The sequence below is a fragment of the Pseudideonella sakaiensis genome (assembly GCF_048320135.1).
Taxonomy (GTDB): domain Bacteria; phylum Pseudomonadota; class Gammaproteobacteria; order Burkholderiales; family Burkholderiaceae_C; genus Ideonella_A; species Ideonella_A sakaiensis_A.
Genome location: NZ_CP182947.1, coordinates 549069 through 563464, shown reverse-complemented (window position 1 = coordinate 563464; position 14396 = coordinate 549069). Strand labels below are relative to the sequence as shown.

Sequence of the window (14396 nt, the reverse complement as noted above, 5' to 3'; positions counted from 1 at the left end):
AGGATTGCTCAGCGGAACAACGCGAGCATCTGTTCGAGCGCATTCGTGAACGGCATCGCGAGCATCGGCAGGGTCACCATCACGCCGAGCAGGCCGACACTGACGGTGATCGGGAAACCGATCGCAAAAATCTGCAGCTGCTGCGCGACGCGCGAGATGATGCCGAGAACCAGGTTGGTGAACATCAGCATCGCGATCATCGGCAAGGCGATCCACAGGCCGAGCCGGAAGACCTCGGCGCCGAGCAGATGCGGCTGCACCGCGCGCAGGAAGGCAAATGGCTCGGGCCCGACCGGAAAGACCTCGAAGCTGCGCACCACCGCGGCAATCAGCAGCAGGTGGCCGTTGATCACGATGAACAGCCAGCTGATGCAGACTCCGTAGAAGCGGCTGACGACGGTGGTCTGGCCGCCGCTGGCCGGATCGAAGAAACCGGCGAAGTTCATGCCCATCTGCAGGCCGGTGAGTTCGCCGGCGAGTTCGATCGCGGCAAATACCAGGCGCACCGCGAAACCGATCGTCAGGCCGATCAACAGCTGCTGGATCAGCAGCAGCAATGCAACCGACGAATCGAGCGCGACCACCGGCATCGGCGGCAGCGTGCCTTGCGCGCAGACGGTGATCAGCATCGCCAGCGCAACCCGAACCCGCACCGGCACCGCGCGTTGCGCGAATACCGGCATCGAGCCGAACAGCGCGAGGATGCGCACGAATGGCCACAGCAGCGGACTGAGCCAGGCCCAGATCTGGGCCTCGTTGAACGTCAGCATGCGGGTCGCGCGGGAGTGGTCAGGTGCGCTGGGCTCAGCCGACGACCGACGGAATCATCTGCAGCATGCTGCGCAGATAGTCGACCATGTTGCCGAGCATCCACGGCCCGGCGATCGCGAGCATCGCGACCGCGGCCAGGATCTTCGGCACGAACGACAGCGTCGCCTCGTGGATCTGCGTCGCCGCCTGCACGATGCTGACGACCAGGCCGACGAACAGCACCGTCAGCAGCACCGGCGCGGCCGTGCTCAGCAGCTTGAACAGGCCTTCCTGGCCGATCGTCAATACCTGTTGCGGATCCATCCAGTTTCCTTGTGGTGAGGGCCGCGCTACTGCGCGAAGCTCGAGGCCAACGAACCGAGCAGCAGGTTCCAGCCGTCGGCGAGCACGAACAGCATCAGCTTGAAGGGCAGGGCGACCAGGACCGGGCTCAGCATCATCATGCCCAGGCTCATCAAGACGCTGGCGACGATCATGTCGATGATCAGGAACGGGATGAAGACCAGAAAGCCGATCTGGAAGGCGCTTTTCAGCTCGCTGGTGACGAAGGCCGGCACCAGCACCTTGAACGGCACGTCCTCCGACTTGACGGCCGGATCGATCTTCGCGAGGTTGGCAAACAGCATCACGTCCGACTGCCGGGTCTGCTTCAGCATGAACTCGCGCATCGGCGCCTCGCCGCGCTGCAGCGCCGCCTCGAACGACAGTCTGTTCTCGGAAAACGGCTTGTAGGCGTCCTCATAGACCTTGTCGATCGTCGGGCCCATCACGAAAAAGGTCAGGAACAGGCTCAGTCCGACGATCACCTGGTTCGGCGGTGCGGCCTGCGTGCCGATCGCCTGCCGCAGCAGGCTCAGCACGATGACGATGCGCGTGAAGCCGGTCATCAGCAGCAGCAGCGCCGGCAGAAAACTCAGCGCGGTGAAGAACAGCAGCGTCTGGATCGGCACCGAATAGCTGGTGCCGCCCGCGCCCTGGGCGACGACCAGCGGCAGACTGGCGGAGCCCGATGGCGAAGCGGCCTGTGCGCCGGCCAGAGCCGGCAGCAAACCGGCGGCAAGCATCAGCACGGTCGGCACGGCGGCGCGCAGCGCGGCCTTGCCGCGCTGGACGGAGCACTGTCTCATCGCGAATCCCCCGGCCGGCGCAAACGGGCCATCGCCTGCGCGAAGCTCGGCTGAACTGCGGCGCCGGGTGCGCCTGGCGGCGGTTCCGGCTGCGGCGGCATCGTGTGCAGGGTCTGGATATTGCCGGCGCTGACGCCGAGCACCAGCCAGAGGCGGTCCTCGCCCTGGCCGACCTCGACCGTCATCAGCCGCTGGTGCTGGGAGATCGGCAGCGTCGCGATGCTGCGCATTACGCCGGCCGCGCTGGTTGCGCCGAGCGGCGTGCGCTTGAGCAGCCACAACGCGAGCGGAATCATCGCGATGATCGCGATGAACCACAGCAGCGGCGACAGCGAGGAAGGGGTCATGGGTTCAGAGGACGATGGTGGATGGCCGGCCGCTCATTGGCGGCTCAGGCGGCGCATGCGCTCGGACGGCGTCACGATGTCGGTCAGCCGGATGCCGAATTTCTCGTTGACGACGACGACCTCGCCCTGCGCGATCAGATAACCGTTGACGAGCACGTCCATCGGCTCGCCGGCCAGCGTTTCCAGCTCGACCACCGAACCCTGAGCCAGTTGCAGGATGTGCTTGATCGGAATCCGGGTGCGGCCGAGCTCGACCGTCAACTGCACCGGGATGTCCAGGATCATGTTGATGTCGTTGCCGGCAACCGGGTTCTGGCCCGGCGTGAACTTCGTGAACGCCGCCGGCGAGACCTGGTCGGTGACGGCGTCGCCGCCGTTCTGCGACTTCGATTCGGCGAGCGCGGACGCCCACTCGGCGGCCATCGCGTCGTCTTCGGAGGAGGCGGCGGAATTTTCAGAGGACATGCTGGGCTCCGAGCCAGCTCGCACCGGAGCTGGTCAACAGTTGATCGACCTTGAGGGCGTATTTGCCGTTCGCGGTTCCGTAGTGACACGCCAGGATCGGCACGCCGGCGACCTTGCACTCGATGCCTGGTTGCAGGTCGAGCTCGATGAAATCGCCGGGCTTGAAGCTGAGCAGCTGCTCGACGGTGGCCGGTGCATGCGCCAGTTCGGCAACGAGCTCGACTTCGGCCGACTGGATCTGCTGCTTCATCAGATTGACCCAGCGCCGGTCCGGCTCCAGTCCGTCGCCCTGGATCGGGGAATACAACACGTCGCGGATCGGCTCCAGCGTCGAATACGGGATGCAGAAGTGGATCGTGCCGATCGTCTCGCCGATCTCGAGCGTGAACGAGGTCGTGATCACCACCTCGTTCGGCGTTGCGACGGTGGCGAACTGCGGCTGCATCTCGGCGCGCTGAAACTCGAGCTCGAGCGGATAGACGCCGGCCCAGGCCTTTGCATACTGCTCGCAGATCACGCCGACCAGCCGGCCGATCACGCGCTGCTCGGTCGGCGAGAAATCCCGCCCTTCGATTCGCGTCTGCGATTTGCCGTCGCCGCCGAACAGCGCATCGATCACCGCAAACACCAGCGTCGGATCACAGATGATCAGGCCGCTGCCGCGCAGCGGCTTGACGTTGACGATGCTGAAACTGGTCGGCACGACGATCTCGCGCATGAAGGCGCTGTATTTGTGCACCTTGATGCCGCCGATCGAGATCTCCGGGCTCTTGCGGATGAAGTCGAACAGGCCGAGCCGGATGTTGCGGGCAAAACGCTCGTTGATGATCTCCATCGTCGGCATGCGGCCGCGGACGATGCGCTCCTGGCTGGAGATGTCGTATTCGCGGATGCCGCCGGCTTCGACCGGCTCGTGCTCGGTTTCCGGCGAATCGCCGGTGATGCCCTGCAGCAGGGCATCGACCTCGTCCTGGGAAAGGATCTGCTGGCTCATCGATGGGTACTCGGTCGCTCGCGTCGTGCCGTCGTCACTGGATGATGAAATTCGCGAAATGCACGTGGGTCACCGGGTTGTGCACCTGGGCCCGGCGTTTCTTGCGCTTCTTCTTGCTGCTTTGCTCGGCTTCCTCGGCGGCGTCCTCCGGATCGATCTCGATGCCCATCGGCCGCACCGCTTCGCGCATGATTTCCTCGGCCAGCGCGTCCTTGCCGGCGCGCTCGAGCAGCTCGCGTGAGGTCTTGTGCGCCAGCACCAGCAGGATGCCGTTGCGGATCGATGGCATGTAGCCCTTCATCTGCTCGGCAAATTTCGGGTCGTCGACCTGCAGCGTCACCGCGATCTGTGCATACCGCTCGCTTTCCTTGTCGGCCAGGTTGACGACGAAGGGATCGAGCGCGACATAGGTCGGCGGCTGGCCGCGGTTCGGCGCGGCCGCTTTCGCCACGCCGACGTCGTCCTCATCGCCGGCAGCGGCGGCGACATTTTTCTTCATGATGTAGAAGGCGCCCGCGCCGCCGGCGCCAAGCAGCACCAGCAGGACGATCAGGATCAGCAAAAGCTTGCTTTTGCCTTTTGCCTTCGGGGCGCTGCCGGCATCGGCTGCGGCTGTGGCTGACATCGCGACTCCTTGTTCGTCAGTTCACGGTCGGAAAACGACCGGTCGAACGAGATTGTCGAAGTCAATGCCGCTGGCTAAAGCGCGATAAGCGCCGGCTTTTGCGGCTTGTGTCGCGGATGGCAGGCTCACGCATGCGGCACCGCCGCGGCTCGGCCGCGGGTGCGCGTTGCGTGGATAAGGGCAGCGGCCCCGTCAGGCGTAGAGGTCGACGCCGCCAGCCGAGACCATGCGGCGTGGCCGAGGCTGCTCGCGCGCCGGGTCGGCTGTGCTGCCATTGGCATCGCCTCGCGCCTGGCCATTGCGGCCTTGCTGCGAAGGCTGGTCGCCTGCCTGCCGTTGCGACGATGTGTCGGCCTGCGCACGCGGATGCTCGGAAACACCGCCGCCGGTCAGCGTCAGGCCCGCTTCGCGCAGCGCGCTGGCGAGTTCGGGCAGGCCGGACTCGATCACCGCGCGGGTTGCCGCCGAATCGGCGCCGAAATCGATCTGCGCGCGTTGACCGTCGAGTTCGATGCGCACCGATATCGGGCCCATCTCGGCCGGATTCAGGCTCAGTTCGGCATATTCGACGCCATCACGGGCCAGCACGCTGACTTCGACGCCGAGTGCGGCGCGAAATTCAGGCGCCGCAATCGGCGTGTCGACGCGTACCTGCAGCGGTACGGGTCCGGTGGCGCTCGGCTGCGGGGTGGTGAGCGGCGCCTGGCCGGCGATCGCGCCGGGCAGCCGGGCCTGGTCGAGTGCGGTCGCGAAATCAACGCTGCGGCCGGCCTGTTGCGATGCCGCAGCGGTCCGTTCGACCGCGGAGTTGCTTGATTCATCGAGCCGTTGTGCTGCAGCAGCACTGCGGGCCGCGACCGCGACCGCCTGGCCAAAGGGCTTGCTGCCTGGCTGTCCTTGGCTCGCAGCGCCGTTGCCGGTGGGGGCCGATGCCGCCAGCGACGGCGTCGCTGTCGCTGCGGCTGCCGCCATCGGTGATCGCGCACGATCGGCCGCCACCGCGTGCTCACGGCGGGTGATGCCTTGTTCGCTCGCGACGACCCACGGCGGTGGCAATACCGATGCGGCCTGCGCCGTGGCGAGCGGCTGCTGCTCGTCGACAGCGGTTTGGCGAGGCGGCACGCGGCGGGTTGTTTCTACTGTTTCAGTCTCAACCGGCGTGGCCTCAGCCGCTACCTCGCGCAACGGTTGATGGGCTGTGGTGCGGGCCGGTGCATGCCGCTGTTCGGTGATCTCCGGCGCCTGCCAGGAGGGCTGGGTTGCGGCAACAGCGGTTGGCGGCAACTCCGGCGCGCTCAGTCGCTGGTCGTCGAGCGTAATGGACCCGTTTTCCAGCTGCGTCTGCGCCGCAGCATGGTCCGGCGTCGCGTTGACTGCCGCGTGCGGTGCTGGCACGACCGGCAGGTCGACGGCGACGATACGGTTGGCACCGGATTCGGTTTCGCGGACCTCGCTGTCGGCGCCAGGCCTTGCACCAGCGGTTGCAGCGCCACCATCGTGCGCCAGTGCCTCGGCCGGCTCGAACCGCTGCCCGCTTTGCGTGGCCACGGCTGCGCGTTTCGCAGATCGATCGTTTGCCGACAGATCGGCCGCGTCGAACGGCTGCAGCCGCGGCGTCGCTTCGACACCGCGATCGGCTGTCCCGGCCCTGCTCGAGGCTGCTGCCACCGCGGCCTCGCGTGTGCCGGCCACCCGGCGCACGGCGGCGGACCGGCTGTCGGCATCACCAGGCGTCGGCAGGCGCTGGGTCGCGCCGCTGGCTGCTTGCCGCTCGGATGCCATCGCTGCGCCTGCCGGGCCCGCCGGTTGCCGGGCAGCAGGTGTCGCTGCAACTGGACTCGGCTGCTGAGACCGTGCTGTGTCGGTGCCGGTCTGGGCGATCAATGGCAGGCTGTCATCGGCAACGGCTGTTGCAGCCGTCGCCGGGCTCGCCGGCTTCGACTGCGCGGCGGCACCAGCGGGCGCTGGTTGTGACTCGCCGTGCGGCGCGATCGCCGCAGCGGTCGGCGGCAACAGATCCTTGATCCAGTCGGCCACCGCGTCGGTGGCGGGTGCGGTGTCGGGTTCGGAAACTGCAGCAGGCAATGCCAGCGCAGACGGTGTCACCAGTGCGGTGTCGCCGCCACCGTCGCCCGGCGCCGCACCGGTCGGTACGCTGGCGTCCGCGGCACCCGGCTGCAGGTTGAACTGCGCCAGTTGCGCGTTGAACGGCATCGCCGCGCCGTCGTCGGCGAACAGCGATGCGATCGCAGCGGCGGTGCCGGCACCGGCGGCAAATCCGCTCTGGCGCGGTCCGGAAGTCAGGGATGAGGTGGCGTTCACTGTGGAGGTCCTCAACGTGCCGCGGCGCGCAGGCTGGTGTGGCGATTGGCCATCGCGCGGGCGGCAAATTCGTCGCTGGCCTTCTGCTCGCGGCGATCCGACGACAGACGCATTTCGAGCTCGCGCCGCTCGATCAGCTTGCGCACCGACGCGACCCGCAGCTCATGCTGGCGCAGCAGCTGTTCGGCAGCGGCCAGTTGTGCGGCGGCATGGCGGATCACCTGGTCCTGGTGGCTGACCGCCTGGCCGAGCCGGTTCATGAAGCCCTGGTAGCAGTGCACGACCGGCATCGAGCCCTCGGTGCGAAAACGCGTCGTCCAGCGCTGCTCGTAGTCGCTGCGGTAACCGAGCAGCTGATCGGCCTGCTGGCTGGCGATCTCGGCAGCGCGTGCGGCGCGCCGGCATTCGGCCAGGCTCTGGTCGCGTTCGCCTTCGGCGACGGCGAGCAGGGCGAACAGGGGTTGCAAAGCGCTCATCGGTTCTGCTCCTTCGAAAGGTTCAGGGGGCCATCAGGCCGCACAGCTGCTTGACGCTGGCGGCCATCGGTGCCGCCTCGTGCATGCGCTGCTGCAGCAACTGGGTCATTGCGTCGTGCAGGTGCACGGCATGGTCGAGGTCGGGATCGTTGCCCGGCGCGTAGGCGCCGAGCTGGATCAGGTCGCGGGCCTTGCTGTATTTTGAGTGCAGCTGGCGGAACCGCCGCGCCGCTTCGAGGTGCGGCGGCATCGCGACATTGGTCATCACCCGCGAGATCGATTTCTCGACGTCGATCGCCGGATAGTGACCGGCCTCGGCGAGTTCGCGCGACAACACGATGTGGCCGTCGAGGATGCCGCGCGCTGCGTCGGCGATCGGGTCCTGCTGGTCGTCGCCTTCGCTGAGGACGGTATAGAACGCGGTGATCGAGCCGCCGCCGGCGCCGGCATTGCCGCTGCGCTCGACCAGCTGCGGCAGCTTCGCAAAGCAACTCGGCGGATAGCCCTTGGTGGCCGGCGGCTCGCCGATCGCCAGCGCAATCTCGCGCTGTGCCATCGCATAACGCGTCAGCGAGTCCATCAGCAGCAGCACATGCTGGCCGCGATCACGAAAATCCTCGGCGATCGTCGTTGCATAGTTGGCGCCTTGCATGCGCGTCAGCGGCGGCGCATCGGCCGGCGCCGCGACGACGACCGAGCGGGCAAGGCCTTCCTCGCCGAGGATGTCCTCGATGAATTCCTTGACCTCGCGGCCGCGCTCGCCGATCAGACCGACGACGATCACGTCGGCCTCGGTATAACGCGCCATCATGCCGAGCAGCACCGACTTGCCGACGCCGGTGCCGGCAAACAGGCCGATCCGCTGGCCGCGGCCGACGGTCAGCATCGAATTGATGGCACGCACGCCGGTATCGAGCGGGCGGCGCACCGGATCACGGTCCATCGCATTGATCGGCCGGCGGATCAGCGGCGCATTCTGCGTCGAGCCGAGCGGGCCCTTGCGGTCGATCGGCACGCCGTGCGAATCGACGACCCGGCCGAGCAGGCCGTCGCCGACCGGCAGGTGCTGCGTGCGGTCTTCATTGCGCCGCCATGGATGCTGCTGGCTGCCGAGCCGGATCGGCACCACCGGCGTCGGCCGCGGGATCACCATCGCGCCGCTGGCAAGGCCATGGATGTCGCCGGTCGGCATCAGATAGGCATGGTCGCCGGAGAAGCCGACCACCTCGGCCTGCACCGCAGGCTGGCCCGGCATCCGCACCTCGCAGACCGAACCGACCGGCACCCGGATGCCGGCGGCTTCGAGCACCAGGCCGGCGACCCGCACCAGCAGACCCTGCGTTTCCAGCGGCAGCGGTTCGGCCGACAGCCGCTCGAGGCTGTTCAGGTAGTTGTCCCACTTGTCGCTGGTTGCGGCAAGCGCATGGTTTTCGCTCGACGTCGTGATCATGCCGCCCTGCGCTCTTGTCTGGCCGGCGAGCCGCTGCTGCCGTCAGCGGTGGCGTCGATCGCTTCCTCGTCGTGCCACGGGCCGTCGCAGCCGAGCGCTGCGGTGGCACGGCGCCAGCGCGCTTCCATCGTTGCATCGATGCTGCCGATGTCGGATTCGACCAGGCAGCCGCCGCGGGCGATGCCGCTGTCGGCGACGACGCGGCCGCCGCGGGCGGCGAGCACCTCGGCCGCACCCTGTTCGACCAGCGGCTGGTCGTCCGGATGGACGCGCACGGTGATGTGGCGTGCGCTCAGCAGCAGCGTATCGAGTGCTTCGGCGGCGACCATCGCGACCAGTTCGGCGCTGGTCTGCAATTCGGTGCGGATGATCTGCCGCGCCAGATTGGTTGCCGAGACGGCCAGCACGCGCGCCATCTTCTGCTGCAGCTCGTCGAGCTGCGTCGTCGTGCTCTGCAGCAACATGCCGATCTGCGATGCGACCTGCCGCGCGTGGCTTTGCTTGAACGCATCGAGCGCAACCAGGCCGTCGCGGTAGCCATCCTGGTAGGCCTGCTGGCGGGTTGCATTGAGCATCGCCTGCAATTCGTCCTGCGCATTCGGCGGCGGGGGCGGCGGCGCCGCGGCCGCCTGGCGCGGCGCGGCGCGTACCGACGGCGCTGCCGCGGCGGCGTCGCCATCGAGCGTGCCGGGCGTCCAGGCCGCGAAATCGTTCAATTCCTCGCGCGGAATGAAGCGGCTGTAGACCGATGCCTGGCGGCCGCCCTGCGGCGCCGGCACATTGCGGAACTGGCCTTTCGGCGTGTTTTTAGACGAAGTCATCGCCACCGCCTGCACCCAGTGCTATCTGCCCTTCGTCGCACAGGCGACGGACGATCTTCAGCAATTCCTTCTGCTCGGCCTCGACCTCGGACACGCGCACCGGGCCGCGCGACTCGAGATCTTCGCGCAGCGTCTCGGCGGCACGGCTCGACATGTTGCGGAAGACCTTGTCGCGCATCTCCGGCGTCGCGCCCTTCAGCGCGATGATCAGCGACTCGCTCTGCACTTCCTTCAGCACCGTCTGGATGCCCTTGTCGTCGAGCCTGCTGAGGTCGTCGAAAGTGAACATGCTGTCCTGGATCTTCTGCGCCAGATCGGCGTCCGCCTCGCGGATGAAGTCAATCGCGGCGGTTTCGGCATTGCTGCCGAGCTGGTTGATCATGTCGGCAGCCGTCTTGACGCCGCCCAGGCTCGCCTTGCGCATCGTGTTGCCGCCGGCCAGCACCTTGCTCATCACCTCGTTGAGGTCGACCAGTGCGGCCGGCTGGATGCCGTCGAGTGTTGCGATGCGAACCAGCACCTCGTTGCGCTGGCGCTCGCCGAAGGCCTTCAGCACCGCCGCGGCCTGGTCAGATTCGAGGTGAACCAGGATCGCCGCGACGATCTGCGGGTGTTCGTTGCGCAGCAGTTCGGCGACCGACATCGCATCCATCCATTTCAGGCTCTCGATGCCCGAGATGTCGCCGGTCTTCAGGATGCGGTCGATCAGGATGTTGGCCTTTTCGTCGCCGAGCGCGCGGCGCAGCACCGATTTGACGTATTCGTCGTTGTCGGCAACCAGCGTGCGCTGGTCGCCGGCCAGCTCGGCAAAGCGGTCGATCACGTCGTCGACCCGCTCGCGCGAGATCGCCTTCATCTTCGCGATCGTCTCGCCAAGCCGCTGCACTTCCTTCGGCGACAGATGGCGAAAGACGGCCGCAGCCTCTTCCTCGCCGAGCGACATCAGCAGGATCGCCGCGTCCTCGACGCCGGCCTCGTCGACGCCGCTCATCGCAAGCCTCCGCAATCTGTGGGAGGGGCTTCAGCCCCGATTCGGGCTCGTGGCAGCTCGGGGAAATCGGGGCTGAAGCCCCTCCTACAAGCTACGGTCATGCGGGCTCTCCCGAAACCCAACCGCGGACGATATTGGCCACAGCGGCGGGATTCTCCTTCGCCAGGCTGCGCGCGCGCTCGAGGCGTTCGGCGCTCTTCGGCGCTTCGAGCGCCATCAACTCGGAAGACGGCAGGCCGGGCAGCGCCTGGTCGTCGTCGACGACGGCATTGATCTGGCTGCCGGGCAGTGCCGGTGCCGGTACCGGCTTCAGCGCGGATTTCATCGCCGGGCGGACCAGGCCGAAGATCACCAGCATCGCGACGAAGGCGAGGGCGGCCGGAATGCCGACGATGCGCATCATGTCGAGCACTTCGGGCTGCTTCCACCAGACCGGCTCATCCTTGTCGATCGTCTCGATCTTGAACGGCGCATTGACGACACGCACCGAATCGCCACGTTCCTGGCTGTAACCGACACTCTCCTGCACCAGTGCGGTCAGCTTGTCGATCTCGTCCTTGGTCAAGGCAACCGTCGTCGCCTTGCCTTTCGGATCGGTCGTCGTCTTGTGGTTGACGACCACCGCCGCATTGATCCGCTTGACGGTGCCGGTCGCATTGCGGGTCACGCGCACCGTCTTGTCGACTTCGTAGTTGGTCACCGCCTCGCGGCGGCTGCTGCCGTTGCTGCTGCCGCCTGCGGTCTGCAGCGGGGTGGCGGCGCCGTTCAACGGGGCGGTCGGCGCGATCGGCGGCACATTCGACGCCGCGCCTGGTGTGCCGGTCGGTAGCGCGGTGCCGCCACCAGCCTGTTCACTGGTCTGCTGGCTGCGCACCGTGATGCGGTCGGCATTGCCCTGGTTCGGCTTGAACTCCTCGAAGGTCGCCTCGCTCTGCGAGAAGTCGATCTCGGCGGTGACGCTGGCCCGCAGGTTTTCCCGCCCGACCACCGGTTCGAGCAACTCGACGATGCGTTTGGCGTAACCAGCCTCGATCTGGCTGACATACTGGAGCTGGCGGGCATCGAGCCCGGCACCCGGGTTGCCGTCGTTCGACGACAGCAGCGCGCCGGTCTGATCCAGCACGCTGACCGCCTTCGGATTCATTTCCGGCACGCTGCTCGACACCAGATGGACGATGCCGGCGATCTGGCTGCGGTCGAGCGCGCGGCCCGGGAACAGCGTCAGCATCACCGATGCGGTCGGTTTCTGCTGTTCGCGGAAAAAGCCGTTCTGGTTCGGCAATGCGAGGTGGACCCTGGCCGACTCGACCGCGTTCAGCGCGGTGATCGAACGCGTCAGCTCGCCTTCGAGGCCGCGCTGGAAGCTCAGCCGTTCCTGGAACTGGGTCTGGCCGAAGCGGGCGTTGTCGAGCAGCTCGAAGCCGACGACCGAACCCTTCGGCAGGCCGGCCGACGCCATCTTCAGCCGCACGTCGTGCACCTTTGATGCCGGCACCAGGATCGCGGCGCCGCCATCGGCATGTTTGTACGGCACGTTCATCTGCGACAGCTGGGCGATGATCGCGCCGCCGTCCTTGTCCGACAGATTCGCGTACAGCACCTTGTAGTCGCCCTGGCTGCTCCACAGCGTCATCGCGGCGACCACCGCGACCAGCGCGGCGATGCCGCCGCCGAGCGCGAGCTTGGAACGGGCCGGCAGTGCGGCCAGCCGCGCAGTGAAGCTGTCGGCGGGTACCAGTTGGATCGTGCTGTTGGCGGCGACGGCGTTGTCCATTGGAGACTTCAGGGCAGGAACGGGAAAGGGGCGGGGTGTCCGTGGCAGCGATTATTCGGTCTCGCCCGCCGACACATGCCCCGAACAGCCCGGGGAAGGGCGGTTTATTCGCCGCCTGGGCCGCCTTGCGGCGCCTTAGCATCCCGTCATGTCAGCCGTGGCCGGTATCGGCCCGCCTTTCCTGCCCGCAGGAGCCCGCCATGAATGTCTCGCTCAAACCCTTCGATTTCGCCCAGGCCGCCGCCCGCGCCGGCCTGCAGACCAATGGCCAGCCGCTGCCGCGTACCGGCGCGGTCGGCAGTGCCGGCTTCCAGCAGGCGCTGACGAAGGCGCTCGGCTCGGTCAGCGAGACGCAGAAACACGCGAGCGAGCTGCAACGCGAGGTGCAGCTCGACAATCCGAATGTCACGATCGAACAGACGATGGTCGCGATGCAGAAGGCGCAGATCGGCTTCCAGGCGACGCTGCAGGTGCGCAACCGCCTGGTCCAGGCCTACAGCGACATCATGAACATGCAGGTCTGAGGCCTGCCGGCCCCGCCTTCAGCGCGCCGCCATCAGGCGGCGTTTTTTCTGCGTCTGGTCGATATAGAGTTGCAGCAGCCGCTCATCGGCCGGCTGCAGACGCAGCAGCTCGCAGCCCATGCGCATGCCTTTTGCCTCGGCAGTGACCGAACTGAGGTGGTGCAGTCGCAACGCGGTCGTGAAACGGGTTTCGGCGTCGAGTTCGAACTGCACCGCCGGGATCATCATCCCTGCGGTCAGCGCCGGCAGGTGCTCCGGCAGGAACAGCGCACAGCCGCCGAGGCTGACGTCGAGCACGCGCAATGTCAGCTCGATGTCGTCGTACAGAGGATGGCGGAAGCGCACCACCGGCGAGCTGCGCATCACCGGCCGCACGCGGAAGCTGCCGCGGCGCTGGAATCGGTAGATGACCGACGGCATCGCGCAGCTCAGCGCCGACGTTCGGGCGCCGTGGATCAGCACCAGGTCATGGGCGTCGAACTGCAGCTTGACGCTGTCGAGATAGCCGACGACAACCGCCTCGTTGCCCTGCACCAGCGCCTCGAGGTGCGGGTCGTCGGTCATCGCGCTGAAGCTGATCGCCTCGTGCATCGAATCGACCGTCCACAGCGTCGCGCTGACCATCGCGCCATTCGGGCCGTTCAGGATCAACGGCAGCGCCGAATCGGCCAGCGTGCGCAGCATCACCTTGATCTGCGGACGCGAGGTGATGCGGAAATCGTCCAGCCCGCCGGCCGGCAGTTCTGCCAGCGGCGTCGGCTGGGTGTCCATCGCGACGTCCATGGCCCGCTCGCTCAGTGCACCGTCCGGTTCTGGCCGGTGAGCATCGCATCGAGGTCGTCGAGCCAGGGCTCGGCGAGGTAGCGGATCTCGGCATCGTTGACGAGGATGCGCTGCATGATGCGCGTCTTCAGCTGCGCCTCCTCGGCCTCCAGCGGGCGCATCGTCGCCGCATGCTTGAGCTGCGAGATCAGCACCGCGCAGGCACCTTCGAGCTTGACGACCTCGTCCCAGTTGCCGATGCGGGCCGCCTGCAACATGTCATGACTGGCACGCTCGATCGCTTCGTAATAGTTCAGCAACTGCGTGTTCATGATCTCGGTCGCAACCGGCGTGTCGGATTCGTGGTTCATGCTGCGGCACCGGTGGCCACCTTCGCCCGGATTTCCATCCATGCGTCGCGCAGCGGTTGGATCAGCGCGGTGCATTCCTGCAGCGCGGCTTCGTCGTTTTTCACGTTGGCCTGGGTCAGCCGCACGATCAGGTAGCCATACAGCGCCGACAGGTCCTCCGACAATGCACCGCTGTTCATGTTCAGGCCGCCCCGCAGGCCTTCGTCGACGATGCGAACGGCGCGGTTGATCGCTGCGCCCTTGGCGTCGATGCGGCCGTCCTGCAGTGCGCCGCGGGCCTGCGAAATCGCCTCCAGCAGGCCATCGAACAACATGGCGATCAGCTTGTGCGAGTCAGCCGATGTCACCCCGGTCTCGACCCCGACCTGGGTGTACATGCCGGCTGCGGGACGTTGGTGTGACTGGCGAAATGGGCTTGCGGAGGCGTACATCACGGGGTCGTTTCCGAGTCAGGTTGCGTATGCCTGAATATCGGCCGCGGGGCAGGGCACTTGAGTGTCGTCGGCGCCTGTTCGATCGTCGGAATTGGCAGGCAGCCGGTCGCAGATCGGCGGCACGCCGCGCACGATCTGCGCG

General features: G+C 67.0%; 17 protein-coding genes. 1 reads left to right on the top strand and 16 read right to left on the bottom strand.

Annotated features, from left to right (window positions below; all coding sequences use genetic code 11):
- Positions 1-8: 8 nt before the first annotated feature.
- The 13 genes from fliR to fliF all read right to left on the bottom strand — a co-directional run bounded on the left by fliR (position 9) and on the right by fliF (position 12163).
- A complete protein-coding gene (gene fliR / locus ACNH6H_RS02495) occupies positions 9-770 on the bottom strand; it encodes a flagellar biosynthetic protein FliR (protein WP_418315345.1) in 762 nt (253 codons plus the stop codon).
- 34 nt (positions 771-804) lie between these two features.
- Complete coding sequence (gene fliQ, locus ACNH6H_RS02490) at positions 805-1074, bottom strand: flagellar biosynthesis protein FliQ (protein ID WP_418315342.1); 270 nt, start codon at positions 1072-1074, stop codon at positions 805-807.
- Positions 1075-1100: 26 nt separating this feature from the next.
- Positions 1101-1835 (bottom strand): flagellar type III secretion system pore protein FliP, encoded by a 735-nt coding sequence (gene fliP, locus ACNH6H_RS02485; RefSeq protein ID WP_418321190.1) that lies wholly within the window; start codon positions 1833-1835, stop codon positions 1101-1103.
- A gap of 59 nt (positions 1836-1894) precedes the next feature.
- Entirely contained in the window at positions 1895-2245 is a 351-nt protein-coding gene (locus tag ACNH6H_RS02480; RefSeq protein ID WP_418315341.1) for a FliO/MopB family protein, read from the bottom strand.
- 33 nt (positions 2246-2278) lie between these two features.
- The gene (gene fliN / locus ACNH6H_RS02475; protein ID WP_418315339.1) at positions 2279-2710 is read right to left on the bottom strand and encodes a flagellar motor switch protein FliN; all 432 of its coding nucleotides are present in this window, start codon (positions 2708-2710) and stop codon (positions 2279-2281) included.
- On the bottom strand, positions 2700-3704 hold the full coding sequence (gene fliM / locus ACNH6H_RS02470; protein WP_418315338.1) for a flagellar motor switch protein FliM: 1005 nt from the start codon (positions 3702-3704) through the stop codon (positions 2700-2702). Before fliM ends, fliN begins: the two co-directional genes overlap by 11 nt.
- Positions 3705-3738: 34 nt before the next feature.
- Positions 3739-4329 (bottom strand): flagellar basal body-associated FliL family protein, encoded by a 591-nt coding sequence (locus ACNH6H_RS02465; protein ID WP_418315336.1) that lies wholly within the window; start codon positions 4327-4329, stop codon positions 3739-3741.
- Between the two features lie 192 nt (positions 4330-4521).
- A complete protein-coding gene (locus tag ACNH6H_RS02460; RefSeq protein WP_418315334.1) occupies positions 4522-6651 on the bottom strand; it encodes a flagellar hook-length control protein FliK in 2130 nt (709 codons plus the stop codon).
- An 11-nt stretch (positions 6652-6662) separates the two neighbouring features.
- Positions 6663-7127, bottom strand: coding sequence for a flagellar export protein FliJ (gene fliJ, locus ACNH6H_RS02455; RefSeq protein WP_418315332.1), 465 nt, complete (start codon positions 7125-7127; stop codon positions 6663-6665).
- Positions 7128-7149: 22 nt separating this feature from the next.
- Positions 7150-8577 (bottom strand): flagellar protein export ATPase FliI, encoded by a 1428-nt coding sequence (gene fliI, locus ACNH6H_RS02450; protein ID WP_418315331.1) that lies wholly within the window; start codon positions 8575-8577, stop codon positions 7150-7152.
- A complete protein-coding gene (locus ACNH6H_RS02445) occupies positions 8574-9398 on the bottom strand; it encodes a FliH/SctL family protein (RefSeq protein ID WP_418315329.1) in 825 nt (274 codons plus the stop codon). The genes fliI and ACNH6H_RS02445 overlap by 4 nt, the downstream gene beginning before the upstream one ends.
- Positions 9385-10389 carry a flagellar motor switch protein FliG gene (gene fliG / locus ACNH6H_RS02440; RefSeq protein ID WP_418315327.1) on the bottom strand — a complete coding sequence of 335 codons (1005 nt, stop codon included), beginning with the start codon at positions 10387-10389 and terminating at the stop codon, positions 9385-9387. Before fliG ends, ACNH6H_RS02445 begins: the two co-directional genes overlap by 14 nt.
- 97 nt (positions 10390-10486) lie before the next feature.
- Positions 10487-12163, bottom strand: coding sequence for a flagellar basal-body MS-ring/collar protein FliF (gene fliF / locus ACNH6H_RS02435; protein WP_418315325.1), 1677 nt, complete (start codon positions 12161-12163; stop codon positions 10487-10489).
- Between the two features lie 200 nt (positions 12164-12363).
- Here fliF and fliE point away from each other — a divergent pair, with 200 nt between their 5' ends.
- Positions 12364-12687, top strand: a complete 324-nt coding sequence (fliE, locus tag ACNH6H_RS02430) for a flagellar hook-basal body complex protein FliE (protein WP_418315323.1) — start codon at positions 12364-12366, stop codon at positions 12685-12687.
- Between the two features lie 18 nt (positions 12688-12705).
- Here fliE and ACNH6H_RS02425 read toward each other — a convergent pair whose 3' ends face one another.
- The 3 genes from ACNH6H_RS02425 to fliS are packed head-to-tail and all read right to left on the bottom strand — an operon-like array spanning position 12706 to position 14197.
- The gene (locus ACNH6H_RS02425; protein ID WP_418315321.1) at positions 12706-13470 is read right to left on the bottom strand and encodes a flagellar brake protein; all 765 of its coding nucleotides are present in this window, start codon (positions 13468-13470) and stop codon (positions 12706-12708) included.
- A gap of 11 nt (positions 13471-13481) precedes the next feature.
- Positions 13482-13781: a flagellar protein FliT gene (locus ACNH6H_RS02420; protein ID WP_418321188.1), complete on the bottom strand. Its 300-nt coding sequence runs from the start codon at positions 13779-13781 to the stop codon at positions 13482-13484.
- A 35-nt stretch (positions 13782-13816) separates the two neighbouring features.
- Positions 13817-14197: a flagellar export chaperone FliS gene (fliS, locus tag ACNH6H_RS02415; RefSeq protein ID WP_418315319.1), complete on the bottom strand. Its 381-nt coding sequence runs from the start codon at positions 14195-14197 to the stop codon at positions 13817-13819.
- Between the last annotated feature and the right edge of the window lie 199 nt (positions 14198-14396).